19 protein-coding genes and 2 tRNA genes are annotated in these 23042 nt (G+C 73.1%); 18 read left to right on the top strand and 3 right to left on the bottom strand.

Annotated elements, in window-relative coordinates; all coding sequences use genetic code 11:
- Window positions 1–299 precede the first annotated feature (299 nt).
- The 12 genes from NLX94_RS15170 (at window position 300) to NLX94_RS15115 (ending at window position 11942) form a co-directional block, all read left to right on the top strand.
- On the top strand, window positions 300–1064 hold the full coding sequence (locus NLX94_RS15170; protein WP_254383236.1) for a hypothetical protein: 765 nt from the start codon (window positions 300–302) through the stop codon (window positions 1062–1064).
- A 24-nt stretch (window positions 1065–1088) separates the two neighbouring features.
- Window positions 1089–1862, top strand: a complete 774-nt coding sequence (locus NLX94_RS15165) for a GntR family transcriptional regulator (RefSeq protein ID WP_254383235.1) — start codon at window positions 1089–1091, stop codon at window positions 1860–1862.
- A 148-nt stretch (window positions 1863–2010) separates the two neighbouring features.
- Window positions 2011–3132 (top strand): TIGR03364 family FAD-dependent oxidoreductase, encoded by a 1122-nt coding sequence (locus NLX94_RS15160; protein WP_254383234.1) that lies wholly within the window; start codon window positions 2011–2013, stop codon window positions 3130–3132.
- Window positions 3133–3137: 5 nt separating this feature from the next.
- On the top strand, window positions 3138–3854 hold the full coding sequence (locus NLX94_RS15155) for a phosphonatase-like hydrolase (protein ID WP_254383233.1): 717 nt from the start codon (window positions 3138–3140) through the stop codon (window positions 3852–3854).
- The gene (locus NLX94_RS15150) at window positions 3851–4900 is read left to right on the top strand and encodes an ABC transporter ATP-binding protein (protein WP_254383232.1); all 1050 of its coding nucleotides are present in this window, start codon (window positions 3851–3853) and stop codon (window positions 4898–4900) included. Before NLX94_RS15155 ends, NLX94_RS15150 begins: the two co-directional genes overlap by 4 nt.
- Entirely contained in the window at window positions 4893–5873 is a 981-nt protein-coding gene (locus NLX94_RS15145; RefSeq protein ID WP_254383231.1) for a 2-aminoethylphosphonate ABC transporter permease subunit, read from the top strand. The genes NLX94_RS15150 and NLX94_RS15145 overlap by 8 nt, the downstream gene beginning before the upstream one ends.
- Window positions 5860–6657, top strand: a complete 798-nt coding sequence (locus tag NLX94_RS15140) for an ABC transporter permease subunit (RefSeq protein ID WP_254383230.1) — start codon at window positions 5860–5862, stop codon at window positions 6655–6657. Before NLX94_RS15145 ends, NLX94_RS15140 begins: the two co-directional genes overlap by 14 nt.
- Window positions 6658–6752: 95 nt before the next feature.
- Window positions 6753–7832, top strand: a complete 1080-nt coding sequence (locus NLX94_RS15135; protein ID WP_254383229.1) for a 2-aminoethylphosphonate ABC transporter substrate-binding protein — start codon at window positions 6753–6755, stop codon at window positions 7830–7832.
- A 133-nt stretch (window positions 7833–7965) separates the two neighbouring features.
- Window positions 7966–9549, top strand: coding sequence for an alkaline phosphatase family protein (locus NLX94_RS15130; RefSeq protein WP_374683952.1), 1584 nt, complete (start codon window positions 7966–7968; stop codon window positions 9547–9549).
- 177 nt (window positions 9550–9726) lie between these two features.
- Entirely contained in the window at window positions 9727–10506 is a 780-nt protein-coding gene (locus NLX94_RS15125; protein WP_254383227.1) for an HAD-IIA family hydrolase, read from the top strand.
- A 92-nt stretch (window positions 10507–10598) separates the two neighbouring features.
- The gene (locus tag NLX94_RS15120) at window positions 10599–11258 is read left to right on the top strand and encodes a hypothetical protein (RefSeq protein ID WP_254383226.1); all 660 of its coding nucleotides are present in this window, start codon (window positions 10599–10601) and stop codon (window positions 11256–11258) included.
- A 21-nt stretch (window positions 11259–11279) separates the two neighbouring features.
- A complete protein-coding gene (locus NLX94_RS15115; RefSeq protein ID WP_254383225.1) occupies window positions 11280–11942 on the top strand; it encodes a class F sortase in 663 nt (220 codons plus the stop codon).
- A gap of 78 nt (window positions 11943–12020) precedes the next feature.
- On the opposite strand, the gene NLX94_RS15110 is transcribed toward NLX94_RS15115, so the two are convergent.
- Window positions 12021–12094: transfer RNA gene (locus NLX94_RS15110), tRNA-Lys, on the bottom strand.
- 248 nt (window positions 12095–12342) lie between these two features.
- Between NLX94_RS15110 and NLX94_RS15105 the strand changes: the two genes are divergently transcribed.
- The 5 genes from NLX94_RS15105 to NLX94_RS15085 all read left to right on the top strand — a co-directional run bounded on the left by NLX94_RS15105 (window position 12343) and on the right by NLX94_RS15085 (window position 19415).
- Window positions 12343–13707 carry a peptidoglycan-binding protein gene (locus NLX94_RS15105; RefSeq protein WP_254383370.1) on the top strand — a complete coding sequence of 455 codons (1365 nt, stop codon included), beginning with the start codon at window positions 12343–12345 and terminating at the stop codon, window positions 13705–13707.
- An 11-nt stretch (window positions 13708–13718) separates the two neighbouring features.
- A complete protein-coding gene (locus NLX94_RS15100; protein WP_254383224.1) occupies window positions 13719–16673 on the top strand; it encodes an SPFH domain-containing protein in 2955 nt (984 codons plus the stop codon).
- 235 nt (window positions 16674–16908) lie between these two features.
- Window positions 16909–17535: a lytic polysaccharide monooxygenase gene (locus NLX94_RS15095; protein WP_254383223.1), complete on the top strand. Its 627-nt coding sequence runs from the start codon at window positions 16909–16911 to the stop codon at window positions 17533–17535.
- Window positions 17536–17593: 58 nt separating this feature from the next.
- Entirely contained in the window at window positions 17594–19267 is a 1674-nt protein-coding gene (locus NLX94_RS15090; protein WP_254383222.1) for an AMP-binding protein, read from the top strand.
- A 74-nt stretch (window positions 19268–19341) separates the two neighbouring features.
- Window positions 19342–19415 (top strand) — tRNA-Lys (locus NLX94_RS15085).
- A gap of 73 nt (window positions 19416–19488) precedes the next feature.
- Here the strand turns inward: NLX94_RS15085 and NLX94_RS15080 are convergent.
- Window positions 19489–20247 carry an IclR family transcriptional regulator C-terminal domain-containing protein gene (locus tag NLX94_RS15080; protein WP_254383221.1) on the bottom strand — a complete coding sequence of 253 codons (759 nt, stop codon included), beginning with the start codon at window positions 20245–20247 and terminating at the stop codon, window positions 19489–19491.
- A 237-nt stretch (window positions 20248–20484) separates the two neighbouring features.
- Here NLX94_RS15080 and NLX94_RS15075 point away from each other — a divergent pair, with 237 nt between their 5' ends.
- Complete coding sequence (locus NLX94_RS15075) at window positions 20485–21633, top strand: LLM class flavin-dependent oxidoreductase (protein ID WP_254383220.1); 1149 nt, start codon at window positions 20485–20487, stop codon at window positions 21631–21633.
- A gap of 21 nt (window positions 21634–21654) precedes the next feature.
- On the opposite strand, the gene NLX94_RS15070 is transcribed toward NLX94_RS15075, so the two are convergent.
- Window positions 21655–22731, bottom strand: coding sequence for an NADAR family protein (locus NLX94_RS15070; RefSeq protein WP_254383219.1), 1077 nt, complete (start codon window positions 22729–22731; stop codon window positions 21655–21657).
- Window positions 22732–23042 lie beyond the last annotated feature (311 nt).

Genomic DNA, 23042 nt, shown 5'->3' with positions numbered 1-23042 from the left:
CCCGGGGCTCCCGCCCCCGGGGCTCCCGCCCCCGGGGCTCCCGCCCCCGGGGCTCCCGCCCCCGGGGCTCCCGCCCCCGGGGCTCCCGCCCCGCCCCGCGCAGCCTCCGCCTCCTGTCCGCCAAACGGGGGTAAATCGGGATAACTTGGGCGTGGTGCTGGGCAGCCGGGCGGGCGGGCGTGGGAGGGTGCGGGCAGGGCCGGGGTGATTGTCGGGTTGTGTGGCAATCGCAATCGCAATCGCAATCGCGGGGCGGTCCGTGTGAGTGTTGTTCCGGCGTCGGCGAGTAGGGGTTCTTCATGCGACTGCGCAAAGCCCTTGCCCTGGCAGCCGTGTTCGTGGCCACGGCCGGCGTCGGCACCGCTTCCGCCGACATCGGTACCGGCGGCGGAGCCCGGCCCGCGCCCGCGCTGCCCTCGCGGGTGGAGGCCAGCTGCGGGGACGGGAAGAGCACGCAGTTCCCGATCGGGGCCCGTATCCGCGGTGGGCCCGCGGTGTACCGGACCGGCGGTGAGGCGCAGACCTGGTACCTCGACCTCACCAACACCACCACCGCCCAGTGCACGGCCATCCACCCCGTCGTCGTCTTCACCGATCAGGCCCGCGCCCTGCGACCCGCCCATTTCCGGATGGAGTTCGATGCGCCGGGGCACGCGCTTCCCGTCAGCCTCGAGCGCACCGACCGGGACGAGATCGTCGCCGTCTTCGACGGCGGTGACGCGTTCTCCGGCTTCACCATCGGCCCCGGCGGTTCCGTGACCGTCACCGTCCGGCTCGCCTTCGCCCCCGGCGCCCCGCGCGGCGAAGTCGTCGCCGACGCCGCGCTGGTGCAGCGCAAGGGCGACGACGGCGACTGGATCGGCGAGGCGGGCGGCTACCGGTTCGAGGTCCAGGGCCCGGACACGGAGACCGGCGAGGCCGGAGCCCTGGCCGACACCGGCACCGGCCGCACCCCGGCGGCCTGGGTGTACGGGGCCGGCGCCGCGGCCGCCCTGGCCGGCGGCGGCGGACTCCTGCTCGGGGCCCGCCGGCTGCGCAAGGAGCCCGGCACGCAGTCCGCGTAGAGGCGGTCCACGTAGAGTCCGAGCGTGGAAGAACCTACCGCCTACGCGCACCACCACCAGCCCGGCCTGCCCGTCCGCTCCGGCATCCCCGAGCACGGCCGCATCCCCAAGTACTACGCCGTCAAGGCCCGCATCGCCGGGCTGCTCGACGAGCTCGGCGAGGGCGGACTCCTCCCCACCGAGCGGGACCTCGCCGAGCAGTACGAGGTCTCCCGCGAGACCGTCCGCCAGGCCCTGCGCGAGCTGCTGCTGGAGGGCCGGCTGCGCCGCTCGGGCCGGGGTACCGTCGCCGCCGGGCCGAAGCTCGAACAGCCCCTGTCGCTGGCGAGTTACACCGAGGGCGTACGCCGCCAGGGGCGCACCCCGGGGCGTCATCTCATCGGACTCGAACGCTTCCCCTGCCCCGCCTCCGTGGCCCCCGGCATCGGCGCCGAGCCCGGGGAGCCGGTGTGGCACCTGGAGCGGGTGCTGCTCGCCGACGAGGAGCGGGTCGGACTGGAGAGCACGTACGTCCGGGTCGCCCGCGCACCCCGCCTCGACGTCGATTTCCAGCCGGACTCCTCCTTCTACGGGTACCTCCACGACAGCCTCGGCATCTCCTTCGGCGACGCCGACGAGAAGCTGGAAACGGTCCTCGCCACCCCCCGCGAGGCCCTGCTGATCGGCACCCCGCCCGCGCTCCCGATGCTGCTCATCCACCGCTTCTCCCGGGACCAGGACGGCAGGCCGCTGGAGCGCGTGCGTTCTCTCTACCGTGGTGACCGGTTCAGCTTCACGACCCACCTCCAGCCCGAATAGTCCAGACCGAAGGCATAAATAACATCTGAAAGAGGACGAAGTCGCATCACGGAAAGGTAACGGGTCTAGTCCAAGCGTTGGAGGCTGTTCACCGGAGCGTCGCCCGCGGGATCCTCGCGGGTCACGCTCCGCCGCCACCTTGGAGCACGTGAGAGTCATAGTCGTCGGAGGCGGCGTGGTAGGCACCATGCACGCCTGGCAAGCAGTGGAACGCGGCCACGAGGTCGTCCAGATCGAGCGAGAAGCGGAGGCCCGCGGCGCGTCATTGCGCAATTTCGGCCAGATCTGGGTCAGCGGACGGGCCGGGGGCGAGGAGCTCGACACCGCCCTGCGGGCCCGCGAGCTCTGGGAGGCGATCGGTGAGCGGGTGCCCGGCCTGGGCTTCCGCGCCATCGGCTCCCTGACCCCGGTCCGCAACTCCCGCGAGCACGCCGTCGCCGAGGCCGCCGTGGCCCGCCCCGACGCCGCCGCCCGCGGCTACAAGCTGGTCACCGCCGAGGAGGCCAGGGCGATCAACCCCGCCCTGCGCGGTGCCTTCGAGGCAGCCCTGTGGTGCGAGCGGGACGCGGCCGTGGAGCCGCGCACCGCCCAGCTCCACCTGCGCGAAGCCCTCAGGGCCTCCGGCCGCTACACCTTCCTCCCCGGACGGGAAGTGCGCGAGGTCGTGGGGCACGGAGCCGTCCGCGACGACCACGGCGACGTCCACCGGGGCGACGCCGTCGTCCTGGCCACCGGCGCCTGGCTCTCCGGCCTGGTCCGCGAACTGGTCCCCGACCTGCCCGTGCGCCGCGTACGGCTGCAGATGATGCAGACCGCCCCGCTCGGCGAGGCCCTGACGACCTCGGTCGCCGACGCCGACAGCTTCCGCTACTACCCCGCCTACAAGAGCGAAGCCCTCGACGAGCTCAACGCCGAGCAGGCCCAGGCGCCGATCGCCGCCGCGCACAAGATGCAGCTCCTGATGGTGCAGCGGCAGGACGGCGGACTGACCATCGGCGACACCCACGAGTACGAGCACCCCTTCGCGTTCGACACCCTCGAAGACCCGTACGCGCACCTCACCGAGGTCGTCGAGTCCTTCCTGGGCCGCCCGCTGCCGCAGATCCGCCGCCGCTGGGCGGGCGTGTACGCGCAGTGCACCGACACCACCCGTGTCGTCCACCGCCAGCAGGTGGCCGACGGCGTCTGGCTGGTGACCGGTCCCGGCGGCAGGGGCATGACCTGCTCGCCCGCCATAGCCGAAACCACCGCGAACGAACTGGGCTGGTAAGAGACATGACCGACACGACCGTCAACCCCACGCACCGGCTGATCGTCCTCGACATGGCCGGCACCACCGTCGCCGACGGCGGCCTCGTCGAGCGCGCCTTCGGGCGGGCCGCCGAGCGCCTCGGCGTCGAGCCGGGCAGCGCCGACCACGCCACCAAGCTCCAGTACGTCCGCGACACCATGGGCGAGTCGAAGATCTCCGTCTTCCGGCACCTCTTCGGCACCGAGGAGCTCGCCCAGCGCGCCAACTCCGCCTTCGAGCAGGCCTACGGGGAACTCGTGGACGGCGGCCTCATCGCCCCGCTCCCCGGCGCCCGCGAGGCCATCGAGAAGCTCCGCGCCGACGGCCGCACCGTGGTCCTGACCACCGGCTTCGCCCGCGTCACCCAGGACGCCATCCTCGACGCCCTCGGCTGGCAGGGCCTGGCCGACCTCACCCTGTGCCCCGCCGACGCGGGCGGCCGCGGCCGGCCGTACCCGGACATGGTGCTGGCCGCCTTTCTGCGCACCGGCGCCGTGGCCGACGTACGCGACACCGTGGTCGCCGGCGACACGGCGTACGACATGCTCAGCGGTGTCCGCTCCGGTGCCGGGATCGTGGCGGGCGTCCTCACCGGTGCCCACGACCGCGCCGCCCTGACGGAGCACGGCGCCACCCACGTCCTGGGCTCCGTCGCCGAACTGCCCGCACTGCTCGCAGAAGTCGCGGAGCCCGGCGCGTGAGCGGCATCCGCTTCGACTCCGTCTCGGTCGCCTACGGCGGCAACACCGTCCTGGACTCCCTCGACCTGACCGTCGAGCCCGGTGAGGTGATGGCGCTGCTCGGCCCCTCCGGCTCCGGCAAGACCACGGCCCTGCGCGCGGTGGCCGGCTTCGTCCGGCCCGCCGCGGGCCGGATCCTGATCGGCGGCCGGGACGTGACCGCGCTCCCGCCGCACAAGCGCGGCATCGGCATGGTCGTCCAGCAGTACGCGCTCTTCCCGCACATGCGCGTCGCGGACAACGTCGCCTTCGGCCTGCGCGCGCAGAAGGCGCCCAAGGCGGAGATCCCCGGCCGCGTCGCCGAGGCGCTGGAGATGACCGGGATGGCGGCCTACGCCAAGCGCTACCCCCGCGAGCTCTCCGGCGGGCAGCAGCAGCGCGTGGCCATCGCCCGGGCCCTCGCGATCCGCCCCGGGGTCCTCCTCCTGGACGAGCCGCTGTCCGCGCTCGACGCGCAGCTGCGCTCCGGGATGCTCGCCGAACTGGCCCGGCTGCACCGCGAACTCCCCGACGTGTCCATCCTCTACGTCACCCACGACCAGGTCGAGGCGCTGACCCTGGCCGACCGGATCGCCGTCATGGACCGGGCCCGCCTGCAGGACTGCGGCACCCCGCAGCAGCTGTACCGGGCCCCGCGCACCGAGTTCACCGCCTCCTTCGTCGGCAACGCCAACCTGCTGCCCGTCACCGTCGCCGACGGCGGTGCGCTCTTCGCGGGCCACCCCCTCGCCCTCGACCCCGGCCGCGCGGCCGTCGGCGCCACCGCCACCCTGTGCGTCCGCCCGCACCTGCTCGGCCTCGGCGCCGGCCCCAACGCGCTGAGCGGGACCATCACCGAGGTGCAGTGGCGCGGTTCGACCCACCGGCTCTACGTGGACATCGAGGGCCACCGGGTCAAGGCGGACCTGCCCGAACTGCGCGAAACCCCGGCGCTGGGCGACCACGTCACCCTGCACTTCGAGCCCCGCGACGCGGTGCTGCTGGCCGCAGGGGTGTCCGATGGCTGAGGCCGCCGCCCCGCACACGACGCCGGGACTGGCGACGGACACCGAGCCCGCGGTCATACCCCACCAGCCCGTACGGAGCCCTGCCCCCGGCACGCCCGAAAGCCCGGCCGGAGCCCCCGACGGCTTCGCGGGGAAGGCCGCACGTGCGCCCCGTAGCGTTCCCGGCTGGCTGTGGACGGTCCCGCCCGTCGCCGTGCTCGCGGCCGTCTTCCTCTACCCGCTCGCGCTGGTCGTCCAGCAGTCCTTCAGCCCCGAGAGCGGGGGCGGCGCCTTCGACGCCTACGCCTCGGTCTTCGCCTCCCACTCCTTCCGCGAGGCCCTCGGCACCACGGTCTGGCTGGCCGTCGGCGCCACCGTCGGCTGCCTGGTCCTCGGCTTCGCGCTCGCGCTGGTCATCGCCTTCGTCCCGTTCCCCGGGGCCCGCGCCGTGGCCAAGTTCATCGATGTCTTCCTCTCCTTCCCCTCCTTCCTCATCACCCTCGCCCTCCTCTTCGTCTACGGCACCGTCGGCATGGCCAACGGCCTGTGGACCGACACCTTCGGCGTCGCGGAAGGGCCCTTCCACTTCCTCACCACCCCGTGGGGCGTGCTCCTCGCGGAGATCACCTACTTCACGCCCTTCGTGATGCGCCCGCTGCTCGCCGCCTTCTCCCAGCTGGACACCGCCCAGCTGGAGGTGGCCTCCTCGCTCGGCGCGAAGCCCGGCCGGATCATCCGGCGGGTGATCCTCCCCGAGTCCCTCCCGGCCCTCGCGGCCGGCGGCAGCCTCGTCCTGGTCATGTGCCTCAACGAGTTCGGGATCGTCCTGTTCACCGGAGCCAAGGACGTCACCACGCTCCCGATGCTCATCTACGGCAAGGCGATCCTCGAATCCGACTACGCCGCCGCCTGCGTGGTCGCCGTCGTCAACATCGTGATCTCCGTCGGCCTGTTCGGCCTCTACCGGGTGGTGAGCAAGCGTGCTGGTGCATAGCAAGAGCGGCCGCTGGGCCGCCTGGAGCCTCTTCGGAGTCCTCTTCCTGCCCCTCTTCGCCCTGCCGCTGCTCGTCGTGGTGGCCGCGTCCTTCTCCACGCACTGGTCAGGGGCCTTCCCCTCCGGCCCCACCACCGGGAACTACGCCGCGGCCGTCCGGGGCGAATCCCTCCAGGCGCTGACCACCTCGCTGCTGACCGCCCTGGCCGCCAGCCTGATCGCGCTCACCGTCGGCACCTGGGCCGCGCTCGCCGCCGCCGGGCTGCGGGGGCGCGGAAAGAGCTCTCTGGACGCGCTGTTCATGCTGCCCGTCGCCGTGCCGTCCGTGGTCGTCGGCCTCGCCGTGCTCGTCGCCTTCAGCAAGCCGCCGCTGCTCCTCAACGGCACCAGCTCGATCGTGATCCTGGCGCACACCATTCTTGTCACGGCGTTCGCCTACCAGTCGGTTTCGGCTGCCATCGTGCGTCTCGACCCCGCGTACGAACAGGCGGCGGCCTCCCTGGGCGCCCGCCCCGCGTACGTCCTGTGGCGGGTCAAGCTGCCCCTCCTGCTCCCGTCGCTCACCGCGGCCGCCGGGCTCTGCTTCGCCCTGTCCATGGGCGAGCTGAGCGCCACGATGATGCTCTACCCGCCGGACTGGATGCCCCTCCCGGTCCGGATCTTCACCGCCACCGACCGCGGTTCGCTCTTCAGCGGCTCCGCCGTCGCCGTGGTCCTCATGGCCACCACCCTGCTGGTCCTGCTGGCCGTCTCCCGCGTCCGCACCAGGGCCTCGTACCGCTAGCCCAGCGGCTGGACCCACTGCCACACCCCACCGCCGGAACACTGCCGCACCCCGCTGATTCCCCTGCTGACTCCCTTTCCCCGTAAGGAAGTTCCATGCCCAGCAACAGACTCCTCCGTGTCACCGCCGCCGTCACCGGCAGCCTCGCCCTCGCCGCCGGCCTCACCGCCTGCGGTGGTTCCTCCTCCGCCTCCGACTCCAAGGGCGGCGGCGAGAAGGTCGTCACCGTCTACAGCGCCGACGGCCTCAAGAGCGACAAGGGCGACGGCTGGTACGACAAGGTCTTCGCCGACTTCACGAAGAAGACCGGCATCGAGGTCAAGTACGTGGAGGGCGGCTCGGGGGAGATGGTGCAGCGCGCCGTCCGCGAGAAGACCAACACGCAGGCCGACGTACTGATCACGCTGCCCCCGTTCATCCAGCAGGCCGACGGCAAGGGCCTCCTCCAGGCCTACACCCCGCAGGGCGCCGACAAGGTCAGCGGGGCGAACAAGTCCTCCGCGGGCAAGTGGACCTCGGTCGTCAACAACTACTTCGGCTTCATCTACAACAAGAAGGAGCTGGCGACCGCCCCCAAGACCTGGGAAGAGCTGCTGGACCCCAAGTTCAAGGGCAAGCTCCAGTACTCCACCCCGGGCGTCGCGGGCGACGGCACCGCCGTGCTCATCAAGGCGATGCACGACTTCGGCGGCAAGGAGCCGGGATGCGAGTACCTGAAGAAGCTCCAGGCCAACAACGTCGGCCCGTCCTCCTCCACCAGCAAGCTCGCGCCGAAGACCGACAAGGGCGAGCTGCTCGTCGCCAACGGCGACGTCCAGATGAACTTCGCGCAGTCCAAGTCCATGCCGAACCTCGGCATCTGGTTCCCCGCCCGGGAGGGCGGCAAGCCCACCACCTTCTCCCTCCCGTACGCGGCCGGCCTCGTCGACAAGGCCCCGCACACCGAGAACGGCAAGAAGCTCCTCGACTACCTGCTCAGCGAGGACGCCCAGAAGCTGGTCAGCGGCGTCGGCGGCGGCTTCCCCGCCCGTACGGACGTCAAGCCCACCGATGCCAACGCCGTCGAGCTCACCAAGCTCATGACCGGGGTCGAGCTCTTCGAGCCCGACTGGGCCGACATCGACAAGAACCTCACCGGGTACGTAGACGCGTGGAAGTCGGCCACCGGAAGCTGACTGGTCGCCTCCCCGTCACCCACGACCGGGAGAGTGACGCACAGATAACGGGTCTGGACCGAGTCTCGCCCCCGGTCCGGACCCGCCGTACGCTCGCTCGCGTTGCCGCACGACCGTACGCCCGCACCACCGCATGCCCCGTACGTCCCCTGCGCCTTCCCCACGATTACTCCCGGAGGAGTACGTGCCCACTGTCCTGTCCGGACGGACCCTCGCCGTGGCGGCCACCGCCACCGCCCTGCTCGCCACCGGTATCGGCGCCCACGCCGCCACCGCCGACGAAGCGGCCGCCGCTGCCGCCGTGAACAAGGTGCTCGTCATCGGCCTGGACGGCGCGGTCCTGGACCGCGTCAAGGCCGCCAACGCCCCGCACCTGAACGGCCTGATGGCCCAGGGCCTGACCGCCCGCAGCACCCTGTACGCGAACCCGATGGGCGCCACCTCCTCGGGCCCCGGCTGGTCCACGATCGCCACCGGCGTCTGGCCCGACAAGCACGGGGTGAAGGACAACTCCTTCACCGGCAAGAACTACACGGCCTACCCGGACTTCCTGACCCGCATCGAGAACGCCAACCCGGCGCTCAACACCTACGCGGCCGCCGACTGGGAGCCCATCACCTCCACCGACCAGAACGGCCCGATCTTCTCGGCCAAGGTCGACAAGCGCCTCTCCCTCAAGGGTGACCGCGACGGCTACCGCAACGAGGACCCGAAGATCGCCGCCGCGGCCGCCGCCGAGCTCCGCGACCAGAACCCGGACGCCGCCTTCGTCTACCTCGGCGAGATCGACGCGGCCGGCCACTCCTACGGCGCCGCCAGCCAGCAGTACCTGGACACCGTCGCCCGCGTCGACGTCCTGGTCGGCCAGCTCCTCACCGCCGTCCAGAACCGCCCGACCTACGCCCAGGAGAACTGGAAGGTCCTGGTCACCACCGACCACGGCCACACCAACTCCGGCGGCCACGGCGGCTCCACCATCCAGGAGCGCGGCACCTTCGTCATCGCCAAGGGCGCCGGCATCCCGGCCGGTTCCGTGCGCAACGACGTGAAGCTCGTCGACGTCGCGGCCACCGCCCTCGCCCAGGTCGGGGTCAACCCCGGCTCCGCGATCGACGGCATCTCCGTGGACGCCCCCGACGACGGCGACGCCTTCGACACCCTGCGCCCGAACCTCCAGGCCCGCGTGGACGAGACCGGCATCCCGGCCGGCACCAAGGGCTTCACCCACACCCCGCCGGCCGGCTGGTCGGTGGACAACTCCAAGATGGGCACGGGCGGCGTCACCGAGTGGGCCGGATGGGCCTTCGCGACCGACGAGTTCTGGAGCCAGGCGCAGCGCGACCAGTGGCGAGAGCTGAACGTCCGCTCCCGTGACGTGTTCGCCGTGGCCGACTCCGACGAGTGGGACGACAAGAGCCACACCGGCTCCTACGACTCCACCCTCATCACCCCCAAGTGGGCGGTCACGGGCGGGACCACGAAGAACCTGACCTTCCAGACCCACTACCGCCAGGAGGCCGGCCAGACCGCCCAGGTCCTGGTCTCCTACAACGGCGGCACCCCGGCGGTCGTCAAGAGCTACACCGCCGACGCCGTCGCCCGCTCCGAGTCGATCGCGCTCCAGGTCCCGGCCGGCGCCACCGACGTCCAGGTCCGCTTCCGCTACACCGGCAGCAACAACTGGTACTGGACCGTGGACAACGTCAAGCTCGGCTGACGGCTTTTCGGGCGGTACGGGACCTTCGCGGCGGCCCTCGGCGGGCCTTCGCGGGGTCCCGTTCCGCCATGCGGTCCGGGCCGTGGACGCCCCACGCGTCCGCGGTCCGGCCCGGATAAGGTGGTAGAGACCAGAGGTCACAGAGGTCAGACGCCACCGAGAGCGGAGAACAGTCCAGTGGCAGAGCGCAAGCCGATCGAATCCTGGCTCACCGACATGGACGGGGTCCTCATTCACGAAGGAACCCCGATCCCCGGCGCCGACGCCTTCATCAACCGGCTGCGCGAGTCCGGCAAGCCCTTCCTCGTGCTGACCAACAACTCCATCTACACCCCGCGCGACCTCCAGGCCCGCCTGAGCCGCATGGGCCTGGAAGTCCCGGTGGAGAACATCTGGACCTCGGCGCTGGCCACCGCGAAGTTCCTCGACGACCAGCGTCCGGGCGGCACCGCGTACGTCATCGGCGAGGCCGGCCTGACCACCGCCCTGCACGACATCGGCTACATCCTGACCGACCACGAGCCGGACTACGTGGTCCTGGGTGAGACCCGCACGTACAGCTTCGAGGCCATGACCAAGGCGGTCCGCCTGATCAACGCGGGCGCCCGCTTCATCTGCACCAACCCGGACGAGACCGGCCCCTCCACCGAGGGCCCGCTGCCCGCCACGGGCGCCGTCGCCGCGCTGATCACCAAGGCGACCGGCAAGAAGCCGTACTTCGCCGGCAAGCCCAACCCGCTGATGATGCGCACCGGCCTGAACGCCATCGGCGCGCACTCCGAGACCAGCGCGATGATCGGCGACCGGATGGACACCGACATCCTGGCCGGGCTGGAGGCGGGCATGCAGACCTTCCTCGTCCTGACGGGCCTCACCTCCGTCGCGGACACCGAGAAGTTCCCCTTCCGGCCGACCAAGACGGTCAAGTCCATCGCCGATCTGGTCGAACTGGTTTAGCGCGTACGGCTGACACGTACGGGCCAAGAGGGCGCCGCTCCGGATGCGGAGCGGCGCGCCGCGCGTGAATCTCCTTGTTGAGGAGGTTCACCATGCGCAGTGATGTGCTCGCTCTCCGTGTCACCGGGATGGCCGTCGCCCTGACGGCCCTGTCCGCCGTGACCGCCCCCTTCGCCTTCGCGGAGGAATGGAACCGCGACCGCGGCAGCGTCTCGGCCGACCCCAGCCCTGCGGAGCCGGGGGCGCAGGTCAAGCTGCGCGTCCGCGGCTGCGAGGAGGACTGGGCCGTGGCCCAGTCCGTGGTCTTCGTCTCCGAGGTCCGCCTGTCCACCGGCCGCGACGACCGCCGCACCCTGTGGGGCGACGCGATGATCCGCTCCTGGGCCGAGCCAGGCCGCCATGACATCAAGATCAAGTGCGGCGGCCGCGGCGGTGAACGCGAGTGGGGCACGATCGAGATCGAACGCCGCCGCGAGCACCGCCCCAACCCCCACCACACACCCGTCTGGCCGGTCCACGCGGGCGGCGGGGGCATGTCCGAGGAAATCGCCGCGAAATCGAAGGCGGCGTCCGCGGCGGATGCTGCCAAGGCCGCCGACTCCGCGCAGCTCGCCGCGGCGGCGAAGAAGAGCCACGAGAGCGAGGGCCCGGGCCTGCCGCACACGGTGATCGGCGCCGTGCTCGCGGCGGCCGCCACCCTCGCGGTCGCCGGCCGGGCGCTGACCCTGCGCCGCCGCCGCAGCGGCGGGTGACCGGGATGATCGGGTGATCGGGTGAGTGCCGAGCAGCGGAGCTCCGGCGGCTCCCGGCTGCTGACCTTCGCGGCCTGGTCGGTGCTGGTCCTCGGCCTGTGGCTGTGGGGCAAGGAGATCACCGGTGTGGCGATACCCCTGCCCGGCAGGGCCGGGGGACCGGCCGCGCCGGGCCTGCCCGCGGCACACGCCCCGCTGGGGCCGGCCGCGCCCGCGCGGGTCGACGTACCGTCCCTCGGTGTCCAGGCCCCGGTGATCGTCCGGGACCTCGACGCGCAGGGGGCGATCGAGCCGCCCCCGTACGAGAACCCGGGCACGGTCGGCTGGTGGCGCGGCGGCGCCCAGCCGGGCACGGCCGGGACGGCGCTGCTGGTCGGGCACGTGGACACGCGGTCGAAGCCGGCCGTGTTCTACGGCCTGAGCTCGGCGAAGACGGGCGACAAGGTGCGGGTGGTGCGGGCCGACGGCTCGGTGGCGGAGTTCACGATCGAGGACGTACGGGTCCACGAGCGCGCGGACTTCGACCCCGCGAAGGTGTACGGCCCCAAGGTCCGCGGCCGGGCCGAACTGCGGCTGGTCACCTGCGGCGGCACCTACGACAAGGTGGCCAAGGAGTACTCGGCGAACGTGGTCGTGTCGGCGTATCTGACGGGCGCCGGAGTCCGCCCCGGAACGGCGGCCTGAACCCGGCCGGCCCGGGCGTGTGCGCGGGAACGAAGAAGCCCCTCGCAGTTCTCACTGCGAGGGGCTTCTTTGCGTCTGTGCGCCGCCAGGGACTCGAACCCCGGACCCGCTGATTAAGAGTCAGCTGCTCTAACCAACTGAGCTAGCGGCGCTTGGTGACAGGGAAAACTCTACCGCACCGCTGCGGGTGCTCGTGACAAGCCGCGCGCGTTCTGTCCGATTAACCCATGTTTGGGGGTTTTGTCGTGCACGATATGTCTGGGCCAGGCCGAATCTGATGCCCCGACAGATCCGGTCCCGGCCGACCAGCGACGAGCAGGGGAGTGGACGGAACCGCATGACGATGCAGCCTCCGACGCATGTGCACGAAATGACGCCCACGGCCGAGGCGAACCCGCCGATGCCGCTGCCCTCCTTCGAGGAGTACGAACCCGCCGGCGACTGCCCGTGCCAGGGCTGCGCCCAGCGCCGCCGCACGCTCGCACGCGCCCGGGCCATACCGCTGCGCGACGGCGGACACCCCGCCGCGCGCGGAGCCCGCCGGGCCCTGGTGCTCGCCACCGCCGCGGGGGTGGTCCTCGGCGGCGGGGGAGCGTCCGTGGCCGCGGCCACCCCGGGCCCCGGCGGCCGGGTCGCCGCGGACGACCCCGGCACCCCGCAGGGCGGCCGGGCCCCGCTGCACGGGCCCAAGGGGGCGAAGGGCGGCAAGGGCGGCGCCACCGCGAAGCCCGCCGGGCTGCCCGGAGCGCCCTCGGCGGTGCGGCGGACCGACCGGGCGACGATCATCAACCGGGCGAAGCTGTGGCTGGACGCGCAGGTCCCGTACAGCATGGAGCAGTACTGGTCGGACGGGTACCGGCAGGACTGCTCCGGCTTCGTCTCGATGGCGTGGAACCTCGGCACCAACGAATGGACCGGCAGCCTCGACAAGTTCGCCACCCGGATCACGAAGGACGAGCTGCTCCCCGGAGACATGCTGCTCTTCCACAACCCGGCCGACCCCAACAAGGGCTCGCACGTCGTGCTCTTCGGCGGGTGGGTGGACGAGACGCGCACGCACTACGTCGCCTACGAGCAGACGCGGCCGATCACGCGGAAGCAGGCCACCCCGTACGGCTACTGGAACAACGCCGTGAAGTACGTCCCGTACCGCTTCAACGGGGTGGTGGGCGGAGTCGTTCCCGAGCCCCCGGTCACCGGCGAGCCGCCCGCGCCGGGCGGAACGGGGGGCGTCTCGGCCACCTTCCCCGGTGCGTCGAAGTTCGGGCCGGGCGCGGACAACGCCTACGTGGCCCAGCTCGGCCGGATGCTCTCCGACCGCGGCGGCCTGCGCTTCTACCCCAAGGGCGTCGGCACGAAGTGGACCGACGCCGACCGGCAGGCGACCGAGGCCTTCCAGCGCGCCCAGGGCTGGACGGGCGCGGACGCCGACGGCATCCCGGGCGCGCACACCTGGCGGCTGCTCGCCCAGCGCCAGGGCAAGGACATCCCGCCGACCACCGGCGGCGCCCCCGGCCCGGCGGGCAAGCCCGCCTTCCCCGGGGCGTCCTTCTTCCGGCCGGGCGCGTCCCACCCGTCCATCACCGCCCTCGGCCGCCAGCTGGTCAAGAAGGGCTACGGCAAGCACTACCGGTCCGGACCGGGCCCCCGCTGGGGCGAGGCCGACCGCCGCAACGTCGAGGCGTTCCAGCGAGCCCAGGGCTGGCGCGGCGCCGAGGCCGACGGCTACCCGGGCCCGGAAACCTGGCGCCGGCTGTTCGCATGACGGAGGCAACGATGTACCCCACGCGCACGACATCGACCACAGGCACCTTCGAGATCCCCCCGCACCCCACCCCCCGCCCGGCCACGGTCGCGGGGGCCCACCCCGAGCCCGCCCCGGCCGCCGCCGGGTGGGAGGCGTCGGGGGCCGCCCCCGACCAGGGCGCCCAGCCGTCGCCCGCCCACCCCTCGGCGACACCGGACCACACCGAGCCCTACGGGGCTCCGCCCGCGCCGTCCGCAGCCTCGACGCCGGGCCCCGGGCAGGCGGGCGCCGGGGCCGACCAGGAGCAGACCCCGCACGCGGAGCCCACGCGGGTCACGCCGGACTGGACCCCGGCCGGGGCCGCGCCTGCGCCGGCCGGGCCCGACCGGGCCGCGCCGGTGGCGGCGGCAGCCACGCCGACCGCCGCCGGGGCCGGCGCCGAGCCCACCCCGGCCGAGGCGGGGCGGGTTCCCGCCGGGACCACCGCCGAGTGGGCTGCGCCCGAGCGGACCGTGCCCGACCGGGCCGCGCCAGTGGCGGCGGCAGCCGCGCCGACTGCAGCCGGGACCGCCGCCGAGCGGGCCGAGCCCGCGCCGGCCGCGGCGGGGTGGGTCCCCGCCGGAACCGACACGGAGCGGGCCGTCCCCGAGCGGGCCGTCCTCGAGCGGGGCGAGCCGGCGCTGGCTGTAGCCATGCCGGTCGGCGCAGGGCTGGCCGGGGCGAGGGCCGCTGCCGATGGGGACGTGCACCTGTCGGCCGGGCCCGACCGGGCCGGGCCGGTGCCGGTCGGCGCCGTGCCGACCGCCGCCGGGGCCGAGCGGGACGCGCATTGGTCGGCCGTGCCCGACCGGGGTGAGCAGGCCCTGGCCGCAGCTGTGCCGGTTGGTGCCGGGACGGCAGGGGCCGGAGCCAACGCCGAGCGGGACGCACACCTGTTGGTCGTGGCCGACCGGGGTGAGCAGGCCCTGGCCGCAGCTGTGCCGGTTGGCGCCGGGTTGGCCGGGGACGTTGCCGACGGGGGCGTACACCTGTCGGTCGCGCCCGACCGGGCTGAGCCGGTGCCGGCCGGAGCCGTGCGGGTCGGCGCCGGGACGGCAGAGGCCGTTGCCGAGCGGGACGCACACCTGTTGGCCGTGCCCGAGCCGGTCGGGGCCGGGTGGACCGGGTTCTCCGAGGCGGCGGGGGCAGAGGTTTCCTCCGTGTCGGCGGCACCGCCCGCGGCGGCCGGGACCGGGTGGTGGGCCGGGCCGATCGGCTGGGCGCCGGCGGCCGAGCCGGCCGGCCCCGTGCGCGAGGAAGCCGGGTCGGCCGGTCCCGTGCGCGGGGAAGCCGGGTCGGCCGGTCCCGTGCGCGGGGAAGTCCGGGCGGCGGGTCCCGCGCGTGATGGAGTCGCGGCCGCGGTGCCGGCCGGCGGCGGTCGGGACGCGGACGGGCTCGTCGCCGTGGGTGCGGTGGCGCAGGCCGGGCGGGGCGGGGAGGGTGCGCGCAGCGACGTACCGGCGGCGCGGGCGCAGGCCGAGCCGCCCGTGGAGACGCTCCGGCTGCGGACCCCCGGCGCGGAAACCGCCCGGCCGCACCCGCAGGACGAGGTCTGGCCCCCGGCCGCCCCGCGCGGCCCCCGGCACGCGGGTCCGCCCGCCGCCTGGGACCTGCCCGGACAGGGCGGTTCGTCCCCCGAGCAGGGCCGCGCCCCGCAGCACGCGGTCCCGGCGCCCGCGCCGGAGGCCGGGTCCGCGGATCCGGCCCCCGTACGGGACCTGCCCGAGCAGGAAGAGGCAGCCCGGGAGCTGACCTGGTCCGTCCCCGCGCCGGCACCCGGCGGCATCGTGCCCGGGCCCGGCATCGCCGACGGCGCCGAGGTCGCCGAGGTCGTGGCCCGGGCCGTGGCGCGGATCGGGGAGGACGACACGCAGGACCTGCCCCGGGTCGCCCCGGCACGCGGGGTCGCGGTGACGGAGGTGCCGGTGCACCTGCCGTTCCGGGGCGCCGCCCAGCCGCAGCCGAAGCGGCAGCAGACGCAGGAGCAGCCGAAGCCCAAGGCGGAGCCCCGCCCGAAGCCCCGCTCCGCCCCCGGCCGCCGCGTCCCCCGGGGCGACGACCGGCTGCACGAGCACCACGGCCCGGTGCTGCCCGGCTGGATCGCGGTGACCGTCGGCGGCATCGCCCTCGCCGGCTGCGCGGTCGTGCTCTGGCGGGCCGGGGCCGTCCCCGACTCCCTCGCGGCGGCGTTCGGCGCGGAGCCCCGCCCGTACCGGGGACTGCAGGCACGGTTCTGGCCGCCGCTCGCCTTCCTCGGGGTGGTGACCCTCCTCGCCCTCGGCGGTCTGGGCCGGGGCCGGGCCGGCCACGCCTGGGTGCTCACCCTCTTCGGCCGCTACCGCGGCACGGTCCGACGTACCGGCCTGACCTGGATCAGCCCCCTCCTGCTGCGCCGCCGGGTCGACGTCCGGCTGCGCCACTGGCGCAGCGACCCGATGCCCGCCGTGGACTCGGGCGGCCTCGCCCTCCAGGTCGTCGTCCAGGTGGTCTGGCAGGTCAAGGACACCGCCCGGGCGACCCTGGCCGTGGAGGACCACGTCGACTACCTCGCCGAGCAGGTGGAATCGGCGATGGCCCGGGTCCTGTCCCAGCTCCCCGCCGACGCCTTCCACGAGGACGCCCCGACCCTGCGCGACGCCGAAGCCGTCGGTGACGCGCTGACCAGGATGCTGGCGGCCGAGACCGAGGCGGTCGGGGTGGAGGTGTTCTCGGCGCAGCCGACCCGGATCGAGTACGCCCCGGAGGTCGCGGACGCCATGCGCCGCCGCCGGGTCGCGGCGATCGACGCCAAGCACCGGGACACCGTGCTGACTTCGGTGGTCGACGCGGTGGACGACACGGTCCACCGGCTCACCTCGCGGGGGATCGTGGAGCTCGACGACTACGAGCGCAAGGCCCTCGTGAAGGACCTGACCGTCGCCTTCTACACGGGCCGCTCGGAGTAGCCCTCACCGGCCGGGGCCGGTCCGACGGGAGAACGGGTGGAATCCGGGTGGACCGGACCATCCGTTCTTCCATTGGTCTGGACAGGGACAACTCCCGTCAATACTGTGGGACTTGGTCTAGACCTAAAGCAGAGCTCGCGAACGGGCCGTGCCGCCGAAACCGGTACGGCCCATCCCCGCGCGTGCGCACGCTCTCTCCGGACATCCCCCCCCACGTTCAAGGAGCCCCAGCCTCATGCGTTCCTTCCGCATGCCCAGAACCAAGCGGGCCGCCGCCACGGCCACCGCCACCACCGTCGGCCTCGGAGTCGTCGCCGCCCTCGCGCTCGTCACGGCCCCCACGGCCAGCAGCCACGGGTACACCGACACCCCGATCAGCCGCCAGAAGCTCTGTGCCAACAAGACCGTTTCCGACTGCGGTCCCATCCAGTGGGAGCCGCAGAGCGTCGAGGGCTTCAAGGGCTTCCCGGCGGCCGGTCCCGCCGACGGCCGCATATGTGCGGGCGGCAACACGCAGTTCGCCCAGCTCGACGACCCGCGCGGCGGCGCCTGGCCGGCCACCCCGGTGACCAGCGGGCAGAGCTACTCCTTCCGCTGGCAGTTCACCGCGAACCACTCCGCCACCGACTTCCGGTACTACGTCACCAAGAACGGCTGGGACTCCACCAAGCCGCTCACCCGCGCCGCCCTCGACCCGCAGCCCTTCCTCACGGTCGCCTACAACGGCGCCCGCCCCGCCATGACCACCGTCCACCAGGGCACCATGCCGAGCGGCAAGACCGGCCGGCACATGATCCTCGCCGTGTGGACCGTCAACGACACCCCGATGGCCTTCTACTCCTGCTCCGACGTCCAGTTCTGACCGTCGCGGCCCGCCACGGCGTTCATTTCTGACGGGACGTCAGCTATTCTCCGGCGGCATGCGGACGACGACACCCGAAACCGTCGCGGAGCTCATCGCGAGCCAATGGGGCGACCACCGGCCCGGTCTGAAGTACGCCGACGGCGTCCTCAGCCACCACCGGACCGCCCGGGAGGCCGCGGCGCGCGCCGCGCTCCTCGTCGACCTGCTGCCGCCGGGGGCGGAGCCGCACATCGGGGTGCTGCTCGACAACACCCCCGAGTTCCCGTTCTGGCTCGGCGCGGCGGCCCTCGCCGGGGCCGCCGTCGCCGGGATCAACCCCACCCGGCGCGGTCCCGAGCTGGCCCGCGACATCCTGCACACCGACTGCCGGATCCTGGTGACCGAGCGGACCCACCTCCCGCTCCTGCGCGGCCTCGACCTGCCCGGCGTACGCCTCCTGGTCACGGACACGGAGGAGTACGCGGCCCTGCTCGCCCCGTACGCCGGCGCGAAGCCCGGCGACGCCGTCCTGGGAACGGGCCCCGGCCCGGCCTCCCGGCTGCTCCTCTACTTCACCTCCGGCTCCACCGGAGCCCCCAAGGCCGCCATCTGCACCCAGGGCCGCCTGGCCGGTGCCGGAGCCTCGCTCGCACGGCACTTTTCGGTCACCCCGGACGACGTCCACTACGTCTGCATGCCCCTCTTCCACGGCAACGCCGTCATCGCCGACTGGCTCCCCGCCCTCGTCGGCGGGGCCGCCGTGGCCCTGCGCCGCCGCTTCTCGGCCTCCGCGTTCCTGGACGACGTACGGGCCTACGAGGCGACGTACTTCACCTACGTCGGCCGTGCGGTGCAGTACCTCCTCGCCACCCCGCCCCGCCCGGACGACCGTACGCACACCCTGCGGCTCGGCTTCGGCACCGAGGCGGGCGCGGTCGACGCGGCGCGCTTCGCCGAGCGCTTCGGGGTCCGCCTCGTCGAGGGGTACGGGGCCACCGAGGGCGGCGCCTCCGTGCAGCGCACCCCCGACACCCCGCCGGGCTCCCTGGGCCGCGCGGGCGCCGGCGACGACCTGGCCGTCATCGACCCGGAGACGGGCACCGAGTGCCCGCCGGCCGTCCTCGACGCGCGCGGACGGCTCCTCAACGGCTCCGAGGCCATCGGCGAGCTGGTCAACAAGGGCCGCAGCCTCTTCGAGGGCTACTGGCGCAACCCCGACGCGGAGGCCGCCCGCACCCGCGACGGCTGGTACTGGACCGGGGACCTCTTCTTCCGCGACCCCGACGGCTTCCTCTACTTCGCAGGCCGCACCGACGACCGGCTGCGCGTGGACAGCGAGAACCTGGCCGCCGCGGTGATCGAGAACATCCTGGCCCGCTGGGCGCGGGCGGCCGCGGTGGCCGTGTACGCCGTACCGGACGAGGTGGCGGGCGACCAGGTGATGGCCGCCGTGGCCCTGCGCGAGGGGGCCGTCTTCTCCCCGCAGGGGTTCGCGGCCTTCCTCGCCGCCCAGCCCGACCTCGGCACGAAGATGGCCCCGCGCTACGTACGCGTCGTCCCCGCCATGCCGACCACCGCGACCAACAAGGTCCACCGGGTCGCCCTGCGCTCCGAAGGCTTCCGGACCACCGACCCGGTCTGGTGGCGGCCGCCGGGCGAGGACGCGTACCGGAGACTGGACGCGGAGGCGCTGGCCGGGCTCCTGGCGGCCTACGAGGCCCAGGGGCGGGCCGATCTGCTGGGGCGGTGAGGGCGGTTTCGCGCCGCCTCCGGAGGCGGTTTTGAGCACTCCGGAGGAGCAGGTAGTATTTTCTCTGTCAGCAGGCGCCGCTAGCTCAGTTGGTTAGAGCAGCTGACTCTTAATCAGCGGGTCCGGGGTTCGAGTCCCTGGCGGCGCACCTGTCCTTCGGGCGGTTTCCGGTTCACCGGGAACCGCCCGAAGTGTTTTCCGGGCTCCCCACCTCTGCTGAGTCAGAGGGCGAGCGACAGCAGCAGCGGCGCGGCCTTGCGGTTCAGCACGTCGGCCGCGGCCCGCAGCCGGTGGGCGTGCTCCACGGGCAGCGACAGGGCCAGGCAGCCCACCGAGGCTCCCGCGGTGATCGGGACGGCCGCGCAGACCGTGCCCACCGCGTATTCCTGCAGGTCGAGCGTGGGCACCGTGGCCGGCTGGCTGTCCAGCTTCGAGAAGAGGATCCGCTCGTTCACGATGGTCTTCGAGGTCAGCCGGGCGATCTTGTGCCGGGACAGGTGGTCGCGGCGGCCGTCCAGGTCGAGCTGGGTCAGCAGGCACTTGCCGACCGCGCTGGCGTGCGCCGCCGAGCGGAAGTCGACCCACTCGTGGACCTTGGGCGTGCGCGGGCTGTCCGCGAACTGGGTGATCCGGACCTCGCCGTCCACGTACCGGCTGATGTAGACCGCGGCGCCGACGGAGTCGCGCAGCCGGTCCAGGGTGTCCTGGAGCTTGTCCTGCAGCGCCTGCTGGCGGTCGACGCCGGAGCCGAGGAGGACGAGTGAGTCCCCTATGGCGTAGGCGCCGTCGGACACCTGCAGTACGTACCCCTCTCGGCGCAGCATGAGGAGCATGGGGGCGAGATGGACCGCGGGCAGGCCGGTCTCACGCGCGATCTGTACGTCGGTCACGCCGCCGGTATGGCGGGCGACCGTTTCGAGTACGCGCAGGGCGTACTGCACCGAGTGGAACGGCGCGGTCGGCTCGGGCTTCAGCGCCACGGTTTCCCCCTAGCAGGTTGTTACCGCTTGCTCTCACACGATAGCCATCAAGAGGCCCGTGTGGAGCGCCTGTTGGTGAGATTGATGGCTCAATCACATCGCTCTGCCTGGATCTACTCCACTGGCATATGCCAAGGTCATGGGTGGTGTCCGAGAGTGCCGGGAATGCCCGGACCGGCCGCGCGGTTCGGGTTCCCGTAAGGACGGGACGGACGGGCGGACGGAGCGGGAGAGACGATGAGCGAGCTCAGTGACGCGAGGGGTACCGGGCAGGGGATCGACGGATCCGGAACCCGCGACGGTGCCGGCGGCGGCGACCACGACGGGATCCGCGGGACGGCCCGGGGCCGGGCGCCGGTGCCGCTCTCGGTGCTCGACCTCGTCACCGTGGGCGCCGGCAGCACCGCCCACGCCTCCCTGCGCACCAGCGCCGCCATCGCCCGGCTCGCCGAGTCGCGCGGCTACCACCGCCACTGGGTCGCCGAACACCACTCGATGCCCGGGGTCGCCAGCTCCTCCCCGGCGGTGATCCTGGCCCACCTCGCCGCCCACACCTCCCGGATCCGGCTCGGCTCCGGCGGGGTCATGCTGCCCAACCACGCCCCGCTCGCCGTCGCCGAGCAGTTCGGCACCCTGGAGGCCCTGGCCCCGGGCCGGATCGACCTCGGCCTCGGCCGGGCCCCCGGCACCGACGGGAACACGGCCGCCGCCCTGCGCGGGCCCGGGCGCCGCGACGAGGCCGTGGACGAGTTCCCCCGGCAGCTCGCGGAGCTGATCCGCTTCCTCGACGACGACTTCCCCGACGGGCACCCGTACGCCCGCGTGCACGCGGTGCCGGGACCCGTCCAGGGGCCCGCCGGGCGGCCGCCGGTGTGGCTGCTCGGCTCCTCCGGCTTCAGCGCCCGCCTCGCCGGCGGACTCGGGCTGCCCTTCGCCTACGCCCACCACTTCTCCCCGGCCGGAACCCTGCCCGCCCTCGACCTCTACCGGCAGTCCTTCCGCCCCTCGGCCGTCCTGGACGCCCCGTACGCAGTCATCGGAGTCGCGGCCCTCGCCGCCGACACGGCCGCGGAGGCCCGCGCGCAGGTGCTGACCGGCGCGCTGTCCATGCTCCGGCTGCGCAGCGGGCGCCCCGGGCTCGTCCCGACGCCCGAGGAGGCGGCGGCGTACCCGTACACCCCGCTGGAGCGGGAGTTCGTGGACGACCGGCTCGCGAGCGTGGTCCACGGCACCCCCGACGAGGTCACGGCGGGCCTTTACGACCTGGCGAAGCGGACGGGCGCGGACGAGCTGATGCTGACCGCCAACGCCCACTCCGGGGAGGCCCGCCTCCGCTCGTACGCCCTGGTCGCGGACGCGTACGGCATGCCGGACCTCGGCGCCTGAGCCGGCCGCGCCCGGAGCCCGCTACAGCCCGGGGATCCCGGCCCGCCGCATGTGCAGCTCGGAGCGTACGAGTTCGAGGAGCCGGCCGGTCCAGTTGCGGCCCCGGCCGGCGTTCTCTCCCCAGAAGGCTGAGTCGATGTCCTGGTAGACCAAGGTGGCATCGCCCGTCGCCAGCAGGATCTCGGCCAGCTCGGGATGCTGGTCGTACTTGGCGCGCAGCAGGCCGGTCATGACGGCGGTCCGGGCGTGCTCCCAGCCCTCGCGGCCCAGCGTGCCGGGCGCAGCGGGAGTCCCCGGCGGAGCGATCGACAGGGACCAGTAGGCGTCGGCGACAGAGGGGTGGACGATCCCGCCGACCGTGATCGGGGCGGGGTACTCGTTGCGGAGGCCGACCCGGCCGGGATCGGTCAGGGGCTCGCTCCGGAACGAGTGGGCGAGGTGGACCGCGGGAGCGTACGGGACCTCGGGGCCGTCAGCCGGAACACGCGTCCGCTGCTGCTCCTTCCAGCGGGCCCGCTGCTCGAAGTACGCGATGGCGCTGTCGTACGCCTCCTGCGTGACGGGCGGGTCGATCGGCAGGTACGTCCGGCCGCCGGGACCCGCCACCAGGACCCGCAGCGGCCAGTCCTTGCTGTCCATGTCGCCCAGCGTGTAGCGGCGCTGCGTTTCCGGTACGGCCAGGAATGCGGTCCGGGCCGCGGCCCGGTTCTCCTCCGTCCGGTCGGCGAGGAAGGCATCGACGGCGGCCAGGCAGCGGCCCGTGGAGTCGGGTCGCTTGTTCAGCTGGTCGATGCTGTCGCGGACTTCGGCGACCAGCAGATCGGGGGTGAGCTGGTTCCGGGGCTCACTGAACTTCCAGCTTGCCAGCCCGTGTACGGCCGCCTCGGCGCCGTCCGGGAGGGCGGTGGCCACCCAGCCGGTCCGGATCTTCTCCTCGAACTCCTCGAGGGTGACCAGTCCCCAGCAGTCGATGAGCCCGTCGGCGTAGATGAAGAGCTCGGTCAGGAAGTAGCGACCGTTGCGGATGAAGATGGGCCGCCAGGTGCCCGGGATGCGGACGCCGTCCACGACGCGATGGGTGATGCGGTTGCCGATCATCCGGTGATTCTGCCGCCGGCGCGGACCCGTTCGGAAGGGTTCACGGGTGTACAGCGGGCCCTGACCGGCTCACACGACCTGACATCCGGAGTTTGGCTGGTTTGTTGCCGAAACCTTGCCGGAGCATGAATGAAGTCAGCCTTAAATCGCTCGTCACCACGGGTGGCGGGCGATTTTTGGTGGGGTCCCACGTCGCTGACGTGGGGTTCTGGGTCGCGAGTGGTCTAGTCCTTCTTTGGTCCAAACCATTGACTCGGGGGTGGAGTGATCGCTATCACTACTCCCACCTGAAGTCTTGCCTTCCCCTCCCA

The organism is Streptomyces sp. TBY4, from assembly GCF_024213195.1.
Taxonomy (GTDB): Bacteria; Actinomycetota; Actinomycetes; order Streptomycetales; family Streptomycetaceae; genus Streptomyces.
This window is presented reverse-complemented; position numbering and strand designations above follow the sequence as displayed.

What these genes read in the sequence shown, in the direction of transcription:
- NLX94_RS15120 (WP_254383226.1), top strand. Translation starts at nt 10,599, where the DNA reads ATGCGCAGTGATGTGCTCGCTCTCCGTGTCACCGGGATGGCCGTCGCC.
- NLX94_RS15170 (WP_254383236.1), top strand. Translation starts at nt 300, where the DNA reads ATGCGACTGCGCAAAGCCCTTGCCCTGGCAGCCGTGTTCGTGGCCACG.
- NLX94_RS15095 (WP_254383223.1), top strand. Translation starts at nt 16,909, where the DNA reads ATGCGTTCCTTCCGCATGCCCAGAACCAAGCGGGCCGCCGCCACGGCC.
- NLX94_RS15135 (WP_254383229.1), top strand. Translation starts at nt 6,753, where the DNA reads ATGCCCAGCAACAGACTCCTCCGTGTCACCGCCGCCGTCACCGGCAGC.
- NLX94_RS15145 (WP_254383231.1), top strand. Translation starts at nt 4,893, where the DNA reads ATGGCTGAGGCCGCCGCCCCGCACACGACGCCGGGACTGGCGACGGAC.
- NLX94_RS15075 (WP_254383220.1), top strand. Translation starts at nt 20,485, where the DNA reads ATGAGCGAGCTCAGTGACGCGAGGGGTACCGGGCAGGGGATCGACGGA.
- NLX94_RS15130 (WP_374683952.1), top strand. Translation starts at nt 7,966, where the DNA reads ATGCCCCGTACGTCCCCTGCGCCTTCCCCACGATTACTCCCGGAGGAG.
- NLX94_RS15100 (WP_254383224.1), top strand. Translation starts at nt 13,719, where the DNA reads ATGTACCCCACGCGCACGACATCGACCACAGGCACCTTCGAGATCCCC.
- NLX94_RS15090 (WP_254383222.1), top strand. Translation starts at nt 17,594, where the DNA reads ATGCGGACGACGACACCCGAAACCGTCGCGGAGCTCATCGCGAGCCAA.
- NLX94_RS15105 (WP_254383370.1), top strand. Translation starts at nt 12,343, where the DNA reads ATGCCGCTGCCCTCCTTCGAGGAGTACGAACCCGCCGGCGACTGCCCG.
- NLX94_RS15155 (WP_254383233.1), top strand. Translation starts at nt 3,138, where the DNA reads ATGACCGACACGACCGTCAACCCCACGCACCGGCTGATCGTCCTCGAC.
- NLX94_RS15070 (WP_254383219.1), bottom strand. Translation starts at nt 22,731, where the DNA reads ATGATCGGCAACCGCATCACCCATCGCGTCGTGGACGGCGTCCGCATC.